The sequence below is a fragment of the Enterococcus sp. AZ089 genome (assembly GCF_050547225.1).
Classification (GTDB): domain Bacteria; phylum Bacillota; class Bacilli; order Lactobacillales; family Enterococcaceae; genus Enterococcus_D; species Enterococcus_D entomosocium.
Genome location: NZ_CP172954.1, coordinates 756,613 through 772,496, shown reverse-complemented (window position 1 = coordinate 772,496; position 15,884 = coordinate 756,613). Strand labels below are relative to the sequence as shown.

The window sequence follows — 15,884 nt, the reverse complement described above, 5'->3', positions numbered from 1 at the left end:
AAACTAAGAACTTCTTAAAGCAAACACTCTATTCATGGCTATAGATCTACCGTTTCAATTGTATTTCTACCCGTAGGTGTTTTCACACGAATTTTTACTTACAACCGCTATTTTCTACTTTGCTTCCTCATGCTTCACGGGACAACTGCTGTGGCAATCAGAACAATGATCCTTTTTCACCATGCGGTACACCACACGACCGCCATAGCCAAAAATCAGTCCGCTTAGAATTACTGTAGCAATCATTTTTCGCCTCCTACGACTTGGATCAAGGGCGCACTCCCTCGGAATGGTTTCTTCACCAGAGCAAATACTAATAGACCAGCAATGACTATTGCCGCAAAAACACCTAGCGTGAGGTGTCCGCCTTCAAAGATGACGTGTCCGAATTGGTAGACCAGAAAACTGGCGCAGTACGCCAAGCCGCATTGATAGCCAATGGCTAACCACGTCCACTTGCTGTCCCCCATTTCACGGTGAATCGCACCGATGGCAGCAAAACAGGGGGCACATAGTAAATTAAAGACGAGGAAAGAGTATGCCGCCACAGCAGTGTAATCGCCGCGCAACACTTGCCAAATCTCCGTCCCACTTTCTGACAACTCACCGGTTTGTCCGTAGAGAATCCCGAATGTGCCGATCACATTTTCTTTGGCCACCAAGCCAGTGATCGTCGCCACGGCGCCTCGCCAAGTTCCCCAGCCTAGGGGAGCGAAGAGGGGCGCCAAAAGTCGACCGAAAAAGGCCAAAATGCTTTGGTCTTCACTGACCCGCTGCAAGGCAAAGCTGTAGCTGGAGGTAAACCAGACAAAGATACAAGCTACAAAAATTATCGTACCGGCTTTTTTTACAAAAGCAACGGCTCGATCACAGGCACTTTTCAAAATCGTTGTGAGCTGCGGCAAATGATACGCTGGCAGTTCCATAATGAATGGTGCCAGATCACCTGCAAAAAGCGGCGTTTTTTTCAAGACGATCCCTGAAAAAATCACAGCGCCCATGCCGACAAAATAGGCCGATGGTGCGACCCAACTATAATGAGGGAAAAAGGCACCCGAAATCAATGCAATGATCGGCAATTTGGCAGAACAAGGCATAAAGGTCGTGACCATCACCGTCAACCGACGATCCTTTTCGTTTTCAATCGTTCGGCTTGCCATCACCCCCGGCACGCCGCAACCTGTAGCGATTAACATGGGGATAAACGACTTGCCGGATAGGCCAAATTTGCGAAACAACCGGTCCATGACAAATGCCACCCGTGCCATGTATCCACAGTCCTCCAAGATAGCCAAGCAAAAAAACAACACGAAAATCTGCGGCAAAAATCCTAAGACCGCACCGACCCCTGCCACGATGCCATCCAAAATCAATTCTTGCAGCCACTGGGCGACCCGCAGCTGTTCTAGCCAGTGCGCTGCTGTTTCGGGTATCCAGCTGCCAAATAATACATCATTGATCCAATCGGTGCCGATCGTGCCAATCGTCTGAATCGATAAATAGTAGATTCCCCACATAATGAAGGCAAAAATTGGTAGCGCCAATACGCGATGGGTCAACACGCGGTCGATTTTGTCGCTGAAGGCTAAGTGCTGATCTGTTTCCTTGATGACTGCCAGCGCCAACAATTCTTCAATGAAGCCATAGCGCTCATTGACGAGAATGGCGTCACTGCTGTCTTTAAAGATCATCTCTAAAATCGAAATCGTCTCCTGAATGACTGCTTGCTGGGAATCAGTCAGTTTACACATTGTTTGAATCGCTTCATCTTTTTCGAAGAGTTTTATGGCAAACCAGCGTTTTCGCTGCTGAGGGATCGTCTCTGGCAAAATCGCCATGATCTCGGTCAAGCCAGCCTCTAGACGAGCATCGTAGCGGGGAGGGAGCTGTAGTGTGTTGGCTGCTTGCTTCGCTGCCTCGATCATTTTGGCTAAACCACGTTGTTTCAAAGCACTGATCCCCACTACAGGAATCCCTAATCCGTAAGCCAATTTTTCGAAGTTGATCTGCAAGCCTTTTTTCTTTAATAGATCGATCATGTTGATGGCTGCCACGGTCGGAACATTCATTTCTAATAATTGCAATGTTAAATACAGATTTCGCTCAAGATTAGTTCCGTCAATAATATTGATCACCGCATCCAGCGATGCTTCCATCAAATAATTGCGGGAAATCAGTTCTTCAGGAGTATAAGGCGACAAGGAATAGATCCCGGGCAGATCTTGGATCAGCACGTGCCGGTCTTTTCGCAGTCGCCCCGCTTTACGTTCTACGGTGACACCCGGCCAATTGCCCACTGTTTGTTTGGCACCAGTCAATTGATTGAAAGTACTTGTTTTCCCGCTATTGGGATTTCCTGCTAATGCAAATTGATAGGTCATCAAGCTTCGACTCCTTTTTCGATAAAAACCAACGCTGCTTCTTGCTTTCTCAAAGACAATTCATAGCCGCGGAGCCGAATCTCCATTGGATCACCCAATGGAGCCAGTTTCACTACTTCCAAATGAACGTTTTTCGTAAGACCCATATCCATCAAACGACGGCGCAAAGCACCTTTTGCACCAATCTGGTTGACCTTCCCACTTTCACCGACTTGTAGCTGATCCAAAGAGGTAATGACGGTTTGCTGCTGGATTTCTGTGACATCGATTTGTTCCATGACCCGTGCATCTAAAGCAATCCGCGTCCCTTGGTGCAAAATGATGCCGCCTTTGCGATCTTTTTGCACCACAACGATTTCAACCCCCGTGCGAATGCCAAGATCGTTTAAATGAACCGTGATTTCTTTGGTTGTTGCCAACGAGTCGATTTTGTATGTCCCAGAAGCCCAAGTTTGCGCCATTTTCATTGGTTCTTACTCCTTTTGTGAAGTGTTTTTTAATTAACCTACTTTAATTGAGAATGATTATCATTATAATAGAGCCATTTCCATAGGAAGTCAATCTGTTTTCGACTTAACTTTGAATCTTCCTTCACAATAGAGATTTTTTTTACTCATTTTGATTGCATATCCCCTCTAATAATTACGCAAAAACCTTGTAATTCTAAGTATTTTCCGCTTTTTTCATTTGCATAAAAAACACAGAAACACTATAAATTGTGTATGCCGAATTCACAAGCACAAGATATAGTGTTTTTTCGTTGACTTTCTCCGAGACTTATTTATACTAGGTTTATAACTATTACAACTCGGAGGAAACAATTATGAATATCAAACTATTTTCTAAAAACAACTGCATGCAATGTAAAATGGCGAAACGCTTTTTAAGTGAAAATCAGATTGCCTTTGAAGAAATCAATATCGATAATGAGCCTGAAGCATTAGAATTTTTGAAAGAACAAGGATTTCAAAGTGTGCCAGTCATTACCTCTGATGCGCAAACGATCATCGGTTTCCGTCCAGATCAACTACGTCAATTAGCGAGCTAAGATTTTTCTCAATGTGATGCTTTTGAGGGATTTGTCAGTCGTCCAGACCGCAAGTCCTTTTTTATACGAACAAAACAAGAAAAGAGGTTAGCCATTTATGAGCTTGAAAGAAATCAAAGATGTCAGTTATTTCAAATTGAATAATGAGATCAACCGTCCAGTAGATGGTCAAATTCCATTAAATAAAGACAAAGAAGCCCTAGCGGCATTCTTTAAAGAAAACGTTGAACCAAATACCTTAACCTTTGCGACTGCAATGGACAAAATCAATTATTTGATTGAAAATGATTATTTAGAAGAAGAATTTATCAAAAAGTACCGTCCTGCTTTTATTGAGGACTTGTATCAATTCTTAGATGAGCAACACTTTACTTTCAAATCATTTATGGCTGCTTACAAGTTTTATTCACAATATGCATTAAAAACGAATGATGGTACCGCGTATCTTGAGCGTTACGAAGATCGGGTGGCGTTCAACGCCCTTTACTTTGCGGATGGGAATGAAGAGTTAGCCATGAGCTTGGCAGATGAAATGATCTACCAACGTTACCAACCAGCAACCCCTTCTTTCTTGAACGCAGGACGCAAACGTCGCGGTGAATTAGTTTCTTGTTTCTTGATCCAAATCACTGATGACATGAACGCGATCGGTCGTGGGATCAACTCCGCGCTGCAACTTTCACGGATCGGCGGCGGTGTCGGGATCACATTATCAAACTTGCGGGAAGCTGGCGCGCCTATCAAAGGCTACGAAGGTGCAGCAAGTGGTGTGATGCCTGTAATGAAATTGTTTGAAGATAGCTTCAGCTATTCAAACCAATTGGGTCAACGGCAAGGGGCTGGTGTGGTCTACTTGAACGTCTTCCACCCAGACATCATCAGCTTTTTATCAGCGAAAAAAGAAAATGCAGATGAAAAAATCCGTGTCAAAACCTTATCATTAGGTGTGATCGTACCTGACAAATTTTACGAATTGACGCGTAAAAATGAAGAGATGTATCTCTTTAGTCCGTACAGTGTCGAAAAAGAATATGGCGTACCATTTTCTTATGTCGATATCACCAAGGAATACGACAACTTAGTCATGAATCCACGGATTCGCAAGACTAAAATCAGAGCTCGCGATTTAGAAAATGAAATTTCTAAATTGCAACAAGAATCTGGTTATCCTTATATCATTAATATCGATACAGCAAACCGCAGCAACCCAATCGATGGCAAGATCATCATGAGTAATCTTTGTTCCGAGATCCTTCAAGTTCAAGCACCATCTGAGATCAACGGCAAGCAAGAATACGAGGTTTTAGGAACAGATATCAGCTGTAACTTAGGTTCCACCAATATCGTGAACCTGATGGACAGCCCTGACTTTGGGAAATCTGTTCGAGCAATGACTCGTGCCTTGACCTTCGTTACTGATGCGTCTGACATTGACGTGGTACCATCGATCCAAAATGGGAATGCCTTGAACCACACGATCGGTTTAGGCGCAATGGGCTTGCATACCTATTTTGCAAAAAATCAAATGGAATACGGTTCACCAGAATCCCTTGAATTTACTGATCTTTATTTCATGTTGTTGAACTATTGGACATTGGTTGAAAGCAATGCCATCGCCAAAGAAAAAGGCGAAGTTTTCCATAACTTTGAAAAATCAGCTTATGCAGATGGCAGCTACTTCACTGATTATATCCAAGGTGACTACCAACCAAAATCGGAAAAAGTCAAAGCATTGTTTGAAGGCGTCTTTTTACCAACTGGTGAAGATTGGGCAGCCTTGGCACAAACCGTCAAAGAAACCGGCTTGTATCACCAAAACCGCTTAGCCGTTGCACCAAATGGTTCGATCTCTTATATCAATGATACGAGTGCCAGCATCCACCCGATCACTCGGATGATCGAAGAACGCCAAGAAAAGAAAATCGGCAAGATCTATTATCCAGCACCTTACTTGAGCAATGAGACGATCGGCTACTACAAATCAGCCTACGATATGGATATGCGCAAAGTGATCGATGTTTACGCAACTGCTCAAAAACACGTCGATCAAGGGATGAGTATGACCTTGTTTATGCGTTCAGATATTCCAGAAGGTCTTTACGAATGGAAAGAAACGACAAAACAAACCACCCGTGATTTGAACATCTTGCGTCACTATGCTTTCCACAAAGGGATCAAATCGATCTACTATGTACGGACCTTTACAGATGATGCAGAAGAGATCGGCAGCAACCAATGTGAAAGCTGTGTCATCTAATCCAACTTTTGCCTGAAAACGAACCAATAGCCTGCCCCTGCTCTCTATTGAGAGCGGGTCGGCTGTTGTCTTGATACGATTATTGGAGGAACCGACTATGGGTAAGACTTACTATGAAGCAATCAACTGGAATGAGATCGAAGATATCATCGATAAATCCACTTGGGAAAAATTAACAGAGCAATTCTGGTTAGATACGCGGATCCCTTTATCAAATGACCTTGATGATTGGCGGACGCTATCACCATTAGAAAAAACGACGGTGGGCTACGTCTTTGGCGGCTTGACCTTATTAGATACCGTTCAATCAGAAAGCGGTATGGATCAACTGCGTAAAGATGTCCGCACCCCACATGAAGAAGCGGTCTTGAACAACATCCAATTTATGGAATCTGTCCATGCAAAAAGCTATTCATCGATTTTCAGCACCTTGAATACAAAAGCGGAGATCGCCGATATTTTTGAATGGACCAATACCAATCCTTACTTACAAAAGAAAGCCGAACGAATCAATGAGATTTACAAAAATGGGACACCGCTAGAGAAAAAAATCGCCAGTGTGTTTCTAGAGACCTTCTTATTCTATTCAGGTTTCTATACACCCCTTTACTACTTAGGTAATAACAAACTAGCGAACGTAGCGGAGATCATCAAATTGATCATTCGTGACGAATCCGTTCATGGCACGTATATCGGCTACAAATTCCAATTAGGTTTCAACGAATTACCAGAAGACGAACAGCAAAAGCTGAAAGACTGGATGTACGACTTGTTGTATGAGTTGTATGAAAACGAAGAGCGTTATACCGAAGAATTATACGATGAGATCGGCTGGACCGAGGAAGTCAAAACCTTCTTGCGTTACAATGCCAATAAGGCTTTGATGAATCTAGGACAAGACCCGCTTTTCCCAGACACCGCCAACGATGTCAATCCAATCGTCATGAACGGTATTTCAACTGGTACCAGCAATCACGACTTCTTCTCACAAGTTGGGAACGGGTATCTGCTTGGTTCCGTTGAAGCGATGAAAGACGATGACTACTTCATCGGACTTGATTGATTTGCTTACAAATAAACACCTTGTTTCTCGCCAATAGAGGGTGAGAAACAAGGTGTTTTTAGTTAGCCAGCTGGTCTTTGATAAAGGTCAACGTTTCTGTCAAACATTCCTGTGCTTGCGGCAAGCTATAATCAAATTGGTATTCGTGGGTCACTGTTTCCGAATCCCCTTTGTAAAAACGACTTGTCACGGGAATATCAAGAGCTTGCAGCTGGTTGGCAAAGGCAATGCCTTGGTCTTCAAAGGAATAGGCGTTGCCATCAGTGATATACGTTGGTGGAAAATCAGCCGTCAATTTATCCACCAGTGAGATCTCCTGCAGTTGGGGACTATCTTGCCATTCTTTTTTGCCTAATAACGACCAAGCCACCGTTTTAACAAAGAATTTCATAAAACGATCATCCGAAGAAGTTCCAACGATCTGCTTCAAATCAAGGGGGCCGCAATAGGAAATAAACCCTTTCAGGGCCGATGTAGGAATGTCTTGATCAAAGGACATTTCCTTCGCATACGCTGGATTGGTTTGCAGCGCCACATATTGCCCGGCAATTTGGGCACCTGCAGAATCTCCACCAAAGAAGAGTTGATCGAAATCAAGCATGGGGTATGCTTGGGCATCTGCTTTGATCGAGTCTACCGCTTGGGCTAATTGTTTGACCTGTCCCGGATAATGCAAACTTGGTGCCCATTCATAATTAATCGAAATCACAGCGGCTTTGGTTTCATCGACGACATAGGTCGCAAATTCTTTGACGCCTTCTTTGTCTCCCCCGACATATCCGCCCCCATGGACCCAAAAAATGACTGGAACAGGGCCTTGTGCATCTTTGGGATAATAAAGATCAAAGGTACTGCGTTGATAATCCGATTGATAAGCCAAGTCCTGTTTGACCGTCACATTCGGCAAACTTTTTTGATAAGCCGCCTCATCCTTGATGGTCACTTCTTGGTTAAACATATGACCGATCAAAAAAGCCCCCGGTCGTGGGGAGAGTTGAAAAGCCAGAAAAACGGCAGCTAAGAGTCCGATCAGGACAATCGCCACCCACATGAAAAAGCGCAGAATTTTTTTCACGCAAAAGCTCCTTCCTTCGTTCTGTTTCAGCTTTTTCATTTAACCATGTTTTTTTAGCAAATTCAATGACAATCGCTAAAGATTAAAAAAGGATGATACCAATAGGCACCATCCTTAAAATAACATCGTTTATAATGGCAACATCATAAACAAACCAGCTGCGATCGCTGCACCGATCATTGGACCGATGATTGGTACTAACGCATAGCCCCAATCGGAAGTCCCTTTGTTTTTGATTGGTAAGATTTGGTGAGCGATCCGTGGTCCTAAGTCCCGTGCCGGGTTGATGGCATAGCCTGTTGGTCCACCAAGAGACAGTCCGATCGCTAAGATCAAGATCCCAACAACGATGGGATTTAATCCATCCGTAAAGGTATTGGCACCAAAAGCCAATAAGCCAAAGACTAAGACAAAGGTACCAATCACTTCAGTGATCGTATTCGATACTAAATTACGAACTGCAGGCCCTGTTGCAAAGGTACCTAAAATCGCGCCTTGGTCTTTTGTTTCATCCCATAATGGCAAGTAGTTGAGCCAAACGAGGATTGCTCCTACGATCGCACCAGCAATCTGCGCCAGCATAAACGGTATAGCCAAACTCCAAGAAAAATTCCCTGTCATCGCCATGCCTAATGTAACGGCTGGATTCAAGTGAGCAGGTCCCATGTACCCTGAAACGTATACGGCGATGGTCACCGCCGTTGCCCAGCCCATCGCGATCACGATCCAGCCAGAGGCTTCTGCTTTACTCTTTTTCAGATTGACAGCCGCACACACGCCATCCCCTAACAAAACCAAAATAGCCGTTCCTAGAAATTCACTAAAGATCTGTGTTGCTTCATTCATCTTTTTTTCCTCCTTTTAAGGCTGTTAAATCTGATTCTGCGATCACTTGGTTCAATTCTAATACATGGGCTGCTTTTTCTTCTTCGCTCCAGCCAAAGAAGTCGGTCATAGCTGCAACGACACCGGCTTTGACATCATCTAAGGTGTCTCGCATAAATAGGATATGGTTGGTCCGACGCAATAGATAATCAACGGGCGTCAGAACCATTTCTTCATGCAAGGAATAGTTCAAGGCAGTGCTTTCTTTTTCATCTAAGCCTTCAAACTTCGTCTTGTAGTTCAACACTTGGGGAAGATTCGACCCATAAAGATGAGCCAAATACGTCGCAGCTGCTTCATTGAACCCAGCGGTTTGTGCTTGGTCAGCCAGCTTCGCTAATTCTTCCTCTACATTGGCTGCATCAAGCTCACCACCAGAAACTGGGTACGTGGTTGAATCCACCAACTCGAAGGAAGCACCGCTTTCTTGGAGCAATTCATTGATCCGTTTGACTGCTCCTTCCGCCATCAAACGATAGTCGGTGATTTTTCCGCCTGCCAACGTCAATAGTCCGTCTTTTGAGCGTTCCAAACTGCTGCCGCGAGAAACTTGCGATGGATCCACTTTGCTGGCTTCTACTCGTTCTTGCGCTTGTTTTACAGCTTTTTCTACAACTGGTCGCTGCCGCTCATCTGCAAGATATTCTTTGACGCTTTCAACGATCTGCTCAAAGCTTTCATCAGATAATTTGCCTTTACCACCACCATTGTAATCCGAACCACCATTATTCGTAATCAATGGACGTAGACCAGCCCAGCTCGCTTCGATATCATCAAGGGTGATCTGTGCATGTGGAAAGCGTTCATTCACGATGGTCAGTAGATAATCGACATCTTCTTGTGTGACCGTCGGATGGGCAAAATCGCCTGTATAGTCCGTATCGGTTGTGCCAAAATAGGTCTTGTTTTCTCTTGGTACCACGAAAACCATCCGACCATCATTTTTCCCAGTATCAAAATAGGTTGGTTGTGGCACTTTTAGTTTTTCCCGATCGACCACTAAATGGACACCTTTCGTCGGACGCATTTGTGGTGGCAGCTCATCATTCTTGTCTAATTGACGAACGATATCTGACCAAGGGCCGGTCGTGTTGATCACGACTTTGGCGTGAACCTCAAAGCGCTCGTTTGTCAGTTGATCCTCCACTTCTACCCCATTGATGATGCCTTGCTCATCATGTAAGATGCCGACGACTTTGGCTTTACTGATCATTGCTGCCCCATCGGCTTGTGCTCGTTTAATGTTTTCGATCACCAAGCGGGCATCGTTGTTGCGAAAATCAAGATAGACTCCGCCACCAACTAAGTTTTCCGCCTGCAGCTGTGGTTCGCGTGCTAAGACCTCTTCTTTCGTCAGCAGATAATTTTCGTATTTACTGCCTGTCACATTTGCTAAGCGATCATAAAGATCCATCGCCACTTTGACAGAAAACAAGGAGAAGGTTGCCCCCGGTTCATCGTAAATCGGTAAAAGCATCGGATCTGGTTTCGGGATATGCGGAGCAATTTGTTGGACGATCGCCCGTTCCCGCACGGTGTCAGCGACCACTTCCACGTCAAAGGTTTTCAAATAGCGAATACCGCCATGAACGAGTTTCGTGGACCGCGAAGACGTCCCTTCGGCAAAGTCTTGCATTTCCAAAAGAACCGTCTTCATCCCAGCCGCTGCTGTTTGAACGGCAACCCCTGCGCCGGTAATCCCACCACCAATGATCAACACATCATAGGTGGTCTTTGCCGTTTCTTGAATGGTTTCCTTCCGATCTTTCTGAGAAAAGGTCATGGCTTACTCGCCTTCTTTCTTCGCTTTGAATTTGAAGGTCTGAGTAGCCGCCACCGCTTGTTTCCAACCTTCGTACAAATTGTCTCTTTCTTCTGCTGGCATTTCTGGCGTAAACATTTGCCCTTCTTCTGCCATTGATTTCAATTCATCTAAGTCTTTCCAGAAGCCAACCGCTAGTCCTGCCAAATAGGCTGCACCTAATGCGGTTGTTTCCAGATTCGCTGCTCGTTGTACGTCAATGTCTAAAATGTCCGCTTGGAACTGCATCAATAAATCGTTTTTGGCTGCCCCTCCATCGACTTTCAGCAATGGGATATCGATACCGGAATCTTTTTTCATCGTATCGATGACGTCTTTTGATTGGTACGCAACAGCTTGCAATGTTGCCCGAACAAAATCTTCCTTCGTCGTCCCACGAGTCAAGCCGAAGACTGCTCCTCTTGCATCTGAATCCCAGTAAGGCGCACCTAATCCAGTAAAGGCAGGTACCACATAGACTTCATTATCTCCTTTTGCTTTGGCAGCTAGTTCTTCTGATTGTGGCGAAGTCTCGATCATGCGTAGACCATCCCGCAGCCATTGGATCGCTGATCCAGCAACGAAGATACTTCCTTCTAAGGCATAATAGACTTTGCCGTTGATGCCATACCCGATAGTCGTCAGTAGGTCATTGTCAGACAATTGTGGTTCTTCACCCGTATTCATGACAATAAATGCCCCAGTGCCGTAAGTATTTTTGATCATACCTTTTTCAAAGGCCATTTGTCCAAAGAGGGCGGCTTGTTGGTCTCCAGCCATTCCAGCGATTGGTACTTCACTGCCGTAAAAATGGTAGCTGCGGGTGTGACCATAGACTTCTGAGTTGCTTTTGACTTCTGGTAGCATCGAGCTTGGAATGTTCAAAAGATCCAAAATTTCTTGATCCCACTCTAATTTATGAATGTTGTAAAGCATCGTCCGACTAGCATTGGAGTAGTCGGTGACATGGACTTGTCCATCTGTCAGTTTCCACACAAGCCATGAATCGATCGTTCCGAAGAGTAACTCACCATTATCCGCCTTTTCTTGTGCCCCTTCGATATTGTCTAAAAGCCAACGCACCTTGGTCGCTGAGAAATACGCATCAATGACTAAACCAGTTTTTTCATGGATCATCTCTGTATGGCCATCTGCTTTTAATTGGTCAGCGATCGGTGAAGATTGACGGGATTGCCAAACAATCGCATTCGCGATTGGCTGCCCCGTCGTTTTATCCCAAACCACTGTCGTTTCACGCTGGTTGGTGATCCCGATGCCGGCGATTGCTTCTGGTCGGATACCTGATTCAATAAATGCCCCTGCGATGACTGATTGGACAGAGTTCCAAATTTCGTTGGCGTTGTGTTCTACCCAACCGGATTTTGGAAAGTATTGCGGAAACTCTTTTTGTGAACTGCCGATTTTTTTCCCATTACGATCAAAAATAATTGCTCTTGAACTAGTGGTTCCTTGGTCGATCGCCATTACATAATTTTTTTCTGCCATTTGATTCGCTCCCTTTGGTTTTATACGCGCTTTTTTTGTTAGCGCTTTCTGACTTGCTTTTATTTTAGCTGAACTTTTGCTATATGGTTCGTCAATTTTTTTTCAAATCTCTAAGAAATTGACGAAATCCACTATTTAAAGCGTTCACGGATCATTTTTTTGATTGTCTCACGATCATAAGCAGTCCCTAATTCACTGATTCGATAAGTCGGTGTTTTGGTCTCGATGGCGTAATTCGCCAAGATCAAATCATATTCTTGTTCTGGACGATAGCGTTCGACAACTACGCCATTCAAATTTTTGAGATACAGCAGCCACATATAATAGAGCGCTTCTTTAAATAGCTCATCCATTTTCAAGGCGATCCCAACACGAAATTCTCGATTGATTTGATAGTCGATGATCGTGATGACACTCAAGTATTTGACCATCGTCATCATCAGTAGACTATTTTTCTCGGACGGCTTGATATTTAACTCTGTTAAGGCCTTACCTAATAGTTCATGACTGATTTGCTGAATGTTGCGGCTGGATAACTGCGCTTCTAACTGCCAAATATTTTCTCGATCAAAAACCTCCACATCCCCTTTGAAAAAATAGACGCGGCTGTGGATCTGCAGCAGGTGACCATAGCAAGTGGCTTCCATTTCACGAGGAACAAACGATGGGCGGTAAAGATGCAAAATATGTTCCAAAATCAATGTATCCGTCAAGGCAGTTGGCGTAAACCGAGAACGCTGCAGCATATACACCTGCAGATCGTGTTCGGATAACACCGAGAACGACAACAAAAAGACAAAATGCAGCATCGCCTCCTCTTCTCTGACTTCTAATGCGTAATGGCCAAAGCCACGAAATACCAACTCACGTAATTGTTGAAACAAAGGGTCTTTCATGTAAGGTGCCATTTTCTCCCGTAAAACTTGAAAGGATTGAGTAGCAATTTTAAGTCGCGCCTTCATGATCCTCAGCCATAGGGACAAGCGCTGCTGGGCTTCTTTCGTAAAGCGCATGTTCAGGCCGCGAGTGATCAGACCGACATATTTCTCATCGATCGGCAATGGCTGACTGTCAAAAGAATGAACATACCAAAAGAGTTCAAAATAGAAATAACGAATTTGGGTTTCTTCTCCAATCAGCTTTCCTTGCCAGATCTCTAACTCAAATTCTGCTAGCAAACCATTTAGCTCTTTGATTTTGCGAAACAAGGATGACTCGCTGACTGTTAATTTTTGTGCCAGCTGGACAGTTGTCACTTCTTGATGTTGTAAAAGATGCTCGAGAATTTGAAATTTCAAGGCCGAACGATAAAATGCCCATTCAATTTGGTTAAGAGAAAAGGTGGGACTCATTTCAAAAACCAGTGAACCATTTCGGTAATACAATCGACACTGCTCATGATAGTGCGTCAACTCATCTTGCAGCTCATCCACATACTTTTCCAGAGAAGGCTTACTGATGCCAAGATAGAGCGCTAATTCATGTAGCTCCATTTGACCGCCAACTAGTAAAAGTTTTTTGAGCAGCTGCAATTGTTTTGCTTCTTTTTTTTCTAATAACTGATCAAGTCTCATCGGCATCACTTCCCGACCATATGAAGGTTTGATCCAACACATTAGTGAATCGTGGATGGAAGAAAAAGTCTTTTTGGGTCAGCTCCTCCATCGTTGCCTGCTGCTCGATCGCAAACGCTAGTAAATTGATTTTTTCCAAAATATTGGCTTTTGATAAAAGCTGTGCACCAACGATTCGACCGCTGGCTTGTTCGATCATCACTTTTCCATGAACCTGCGTCGAATCAAAAAGGGAAACGGTAGCCGTAAAAGTGTGACAAACGATCGGTGATTCATAGAAAAACTGATCCGACTCGGTCAAGCCGGTACTGGCTAAATACCACTCAAACAATTGTGTACCGACTGTCCGCAATCCACCACGAAACGGGGTCGTTTTGTTTGCTAGATTGCGAGCTGCCGCAATCCCTGAGCGAACAGCATTATTGACTAAGGGCATGTAGACCGTGTCTTTCGTAATAGCATTTGGAATTTGGATCAAGTCGCCGACCGCAAAAATATCCGTGGCAGAAGTTTCCAAGTAGGCATCTGTCCAGATAGTTTGATCACTGTGTAATTCAAAGACCGTAAATGCCTCTGGCAAGCGAGGATGAACGTTAACTGTCGTCAATACCAGATCGCTTTCATAACCTTGATCGGCGGTTTCGATCCGAAAGCCTGTTTCCGTTTTAACGACTGCCAAAGTTGGCTCCGACCAATGCAGCTGCAAGTTGGGGATTTTTTCGATCTCCGTTAAAAAGGGCTGCAAAAAATCGCGATCAAAGTATTTGAATAAAGGATACGACATTGATTCGATCACACTGACTTTTTTGCCGATCATCGTTAAGGTATTCGCCGCTTCCATCCCGGCTTGACCAGCACCGACGATGGTAATCGACTCTGCTTGGGGCAATTGCTGTAAGAAATGCTTCGCTGCTTCATATTCTTTGTAGGTCAGCAGTGCTTCTTCTGGTTGCGGCAAAACAGTGGAATCTTGACTAGAACCTGCCGCCAAGACGAGTCGATCATAGCTTAGTTCCCGCTGATCCGTCCGAATCCGATGATCAGAAGGAAAGACTTCTAGAAAGGTTTCTTCTAAGGCTACGTCGATTGTTTCTGCCTCCAGCTGCTCCTTCGTACAAAAGAATGCTTCATCCAGTGAAGCGATCCTGCCTTCGATCAGCAATAACAAACCGCTTGGAACAAACCCAAGATGGGCTTTTTTTTCTATCAGTAGAATCTCTGCGTTAGGGTATAATCGGCGTGCTTCACGGGCGCAGCTGACACCACCAAAGGACCCGCCTACGATAATGATTTTCATTGGATCACCTCTCTCCCTTAGCTTAAATGAAACGCTCTCATTTGACGAGTAAAAAGCTATCTTCCTTACTATTTTTTTGTTAACTGCGGTAAAATAAATGAGACCTATGCTACACTATACGCAAAGGAGTGTTCAAATGGTTTTCTTTTATCAATTCATGCTAGGATTGTTTGCCAGCATATTCGTTGCAGCGGCAGCATTCGTCTTTCAGTGGCTGACTATTTCTGGCGCACTGGCTGCGATTCTTTGCGGCACACTGGTCATTGGCTTTGGTCCGTGGTACAGCATCTTTTTGATTGGCTTTTTCTTTGCCAGCTCTGGCATCATTGGTCTTTTAAAGAAAATGCGCCGTCAGCCAGAGTTAGCTGTGCTTGCCAAAGGTGCTCGCCGTGATGCAAAACAAGTCTTTGCGAACATCGCACCAAGCATCTTTGCTCTACTGCTTGCCTTTTGGACGAAAGAACCGCTATTCCTTTGGGGATTTGTGGCGGGAATCGCTAGCTGTACGGCTGACACTTGGGGCTCAGAAATCGGCGTGCTGAGTCCAAGTCCACCGCGTCACTTACTAACGGGAAAAAAATTACCACCGGGACTTTCCGGCGGTGTCAGTTGGTTGGGAACTGCCGCTTCCCTAGCAGGGAGTCTCGCCATCACTGGTTTATTCGCAGCAGCCTTATGGTTGAACGGCAAGCCGTTCTCCCTTGATCACTGGTTGACTTTGACTGCTTTAGGCTTTTGCGGTAGTCTTTTGGACAGCTTACTGGGCGCAGCGATTCAGGTGCGCTATCAATGCCCTGTCTGTCACCAATACACCGAAAAAAAAGTCCACCACGACGTTGCGACCAAGCAAGTCGGCGGTCTTTCCTTTGTAACGAATGAAGGGGTCAATTTGCTGACTTCAATAGTGATCGTTTTTGTATCAGTCTTGCTAACTGGCTCTTTTTTCAAGTAATCAGGCAATCCACTGCGATGACAATTCCTTCATACAAAAAACCTT

Annotated in this window: 13 protein-coding genes; 4 read left to right on the top strand and 9 right to left on the bottom strand. The window is 44.5% G+C overall.

Going from position 1 to position 15,884, the window contains the following annotated elements; genetic code table 11:
• Positions 1–114: 114 nt before the first annotated feature.
• The 3 genes from IGJ01_RS03540 to IGJ01_RS03530 are packed head-to-tail and all read right to left on the bottom strand — an operon-like array spanning position 115 to position 2,848.
• Positions 115–246 (bottom strand): hypothetical protein, encoded by a 132-nt coding sequence (locus IGJ01_RS03540; RefSeq protein ID WP_005237465.1) that lies wholly within the window; start codon positions 244–246, stop codon positions 115–117.
• Positions 243–2,381, bottom strand: a complete 2,139-nt coding sequence (gene feoB, locus IGJ01_RS03535) for a ferrous iron transport protein B (protein ID WP_430601409.1) — start codon at positions 2,379–2,381, stop codon at positions 243–245. Before feoB ends, IGJ01_RS03540 begins: the two co-directional genes overlap by 4 nt.
• Complete coding sequence (locus IGJ01_RS03530; RefSeq protein ID WP_005237467.1) at positions 2,381–2,848, bottom strand: FeoA family protein; 468 nt, start codon at positions 2,846–2,848, stop codon at positions 2,381–2,383. The genes feoB and IGJ01_RS03530 overlap by 1 nt, the downstream gene beginning before the upstream one ends.
• 356 nt (positions 2,849–3,204) lie before the next feature.
• Between IGJ01_RS03530 and nrdH the strand changes: the two genes are divergently transcribed.
• The 3 genes from nrdH to nrdF all read left to right on the top strand — a co-directional run bounded on the left by nrdH (position 3,205) and on the right by nrdF (position 6,749).
• Positions 3,205–3,429, top strand: coding sequence for a glutaredoxin-like protein NrdH (gene nrdH, locus IGJ01_RS03525; protein WP_005225182.1), 225 nt, complete (start codon positions 3,205–3,207; stop codon positions 3,427–3,429).
• A 97-nt stretch (positions 3,430–3,526) separates the two neighbouring features.
• Positions 3,527–5,686 carry a class 1b ribonucleoside-diphosphate reductase subunit alpha gene (gene nrdE, locus IGJ01_RS03520; RefSeq protein ID WP_008377092.1) on the top strand — a complete coding sequence of 720 codons (2,160 nt, stop codon included), beginning with the start codon at positions 3,527–3,529 and terminating at the stop codon, positions 5,684–5,686.
• A gap of 97 nt (positions 5,687–5,783) precedes the next feature.
• Positions 5,784–6,749, top strand: coding sequence for a class 1b ribonucleoside-diphosphate reductase subunit beta (gene nrdF / locus IGJ01_RS03515; protein WP_005225180.1), 966 nt, complete (start codon positions 5,784–5,786; stop codon positions 6,747–6,749).
• A 58-nt stretch (positions 6,750–6,807) separates the two neighbouring features.
• Here the strand turns inward: nrdF and IGJ01_RS03510 are convergent, their stop codons facing one another.
• The 6 genes from IGJ01_RS03510 to IGJ01_RS03485 form a co-directional block, all read right to left on the bottom strand.
• Entirely contained in the window at positions 6,808–7,863 is a 1,056-nt protein-coding gene (locus tag IGJ01_RS03510; protein ID WP_016620571.1) for an alpha/beta hydrolase, read from the bottom strand.
• Between the two features lie 90 nt (positions 7,864–7,953).
• Positions 7,954–8,670 (bottom strand): MIP/aquaporin family protein, encoded by a 717-nt coding sequence (locus IGJ01_RS03505; protein WP_061053818.1) that lies wholly within the window; start codon positions 8,668–8,670, stop codon positions 7,954–7,956.
• On the bottom strand, positions 8,663–10,492 hold the full coding sequence (glpO, locus tag IGJ01_RS03500; RefSeq protein ID WP_005237472.1) for a type 1 glycerol-3-phosphate oxidase: 1,830 nt from the start codon (positions 10,490–10,492) through the stop codon (positions 8,663–8,665). Before glpO ends, IGJ01_RS03505 begins: the two co-directional genes overlap by 8 nt.
• Before the next feature lie 3 nt (positions 10,493–10,495).
• Positions 10,496–12,016, bottom strand: a complete 1,521-nt coding sequence (gene glpK, locus IGJ01_RS03495; RefSeq protein WP_008377082.1) for a glycerol kinase GlpK — start codon at positions 12,014–12,016, stop codon at positions 10,496–10,498.
• A gap of 131 nt (positions 12,017–12,147) precedes the next feature.
• Positions 12,148–13,590 carry a helix-turn-helix domain-containing protein gene (locus IGJ01_RS03490; protein ID WP_016611958.1) on the bottom strand — a complete coding sequence of 481 codons (1,443 nt, stop codon included), beginning with the start codon at positions 13,588–13,590 and terminating at the stop codon, positions 12,148–12,150.
• Complete coding sequence (locus tag IGJ01_RS03485; protein ID WP_430601408.1) at positions 13,580–14,887, bottom strand: FAD-dependent oxidoreductase; 1,308 nt, start codon at positions 14,885–14,887, stop codon at positions 13,580–13,582. The genes IGJ01_RS03490 and IGJ01_RS03485 overlap by 11 nt, the downstream gene beginning before the upstream one ends.
• 136 nt (positions 14,888–15,023) lie before the next feature.
• Between IGJ01_RS03485 and IGJ01_RS03480 the strand changes: the two genes are divergently transcribed.
• On the top strand, positions 15,024–15,839 hold the full coding sequence (locus IGJ01_RS03480; RefSeq protein ID WP_430601407.1) for a DUF92 domain-containing protein: 816 nt from the start codon (positions 15,024–15,026) through the stop codon (positions 15,837–15,839).
• The last annotated feature ends 45 nt before the right edge of the window (positions 15,840–15,884 follow it).

Bases quoted from the DNA above. Each gene is read 5' to 3' on its own strand.
- IGJ01_RS03530 (WP_005237467.1), bottom strand. From the start codon at position 2,848: ATGAAAATGGCGCAAACTTGGGCTTCTGGGACATACAAAATCGACTCG.
- IGJ01_RS03485 (WP_430601408.1), bottom strand. From the start codon at position 14,887: ATGAAAATCATTATCGTAGGCGGGTCCTTTGGTGGTGTCAGCTGCGCC.
- IGJ01_RS03490 (WP_016611958.1), bottom strand. From the start codon at position 13,590: ATGAGACTTGATCAGTTATTAGAAAAAAAAGAAGCAAAACAATTGCAG.
- feoB (WP_430601409.1), bottom strand. From the start codon at position 2,381: ATGACCTATCAATTTGCATTAGCAGGAAATCCCAATAGCGGGAAAACA.
- nrdH (WP_005225182.1), top strand. From the start codon at position 3,205: ATGAATATCAAACTATTTTCTAAAAACAACTGCATGCAATGTAAAATG.
- IGJ01_RS03480 (WP_430601407.1), top strand. From the start codon at position 15,024: ATGGTTTTCTTTTATCAATTCATGCTAGGATTGTTTGCCAGCATATTC.
- nrdF (WP_005225180.1), top strand. From the start codon at position 5,784: ATGGGTAAGACTTACTATGAAGCAATCAACTGGAATGAGATCGAAGAT.
- IGJ01_RS03540 (WP_005237465.1), bottom strand. From the start codon at position 246: ATGATTGCTACAGTAATTCTAAGCGGACTGATTTTTGGCTATGGCGGT.
- glpK (WP_008377082.1), bottom strand. From the start codon at position 12,016: ATGGCAGAAAAAAATTATGTAATGGCGATCGACCAAGGAACCACTAGT.
- IGJ01_RS03505 (WP_061053818.1), bottom strand. From the start codon at position 8,670: ATGAATGAAGCAACACAGATCTTTAGTGAATTTCTAGGAACGGCTATT.
- nrdE (WP_008377092.1), top strand. From the start codon at position 3,527: ATGAGCTTGAAAGAAATCAAAGATGTCAGTTATTTCAAATTGAATAAT.
- IGJ01_RS03510 (WP_016620571.1), bottom strand. From the start codon at position 7,863: ATGAAAAAGCTGAAACAGAACGAAGGAAGGAGCTTTTGCGTGAAAAAA.
- glpO (WP_005237472.1), bottom strand. From the start codon at position 10,492: ATGACCTTTTCTCAGAAAGATCGGAAGGAAACCATTCAAGAAACGGCA.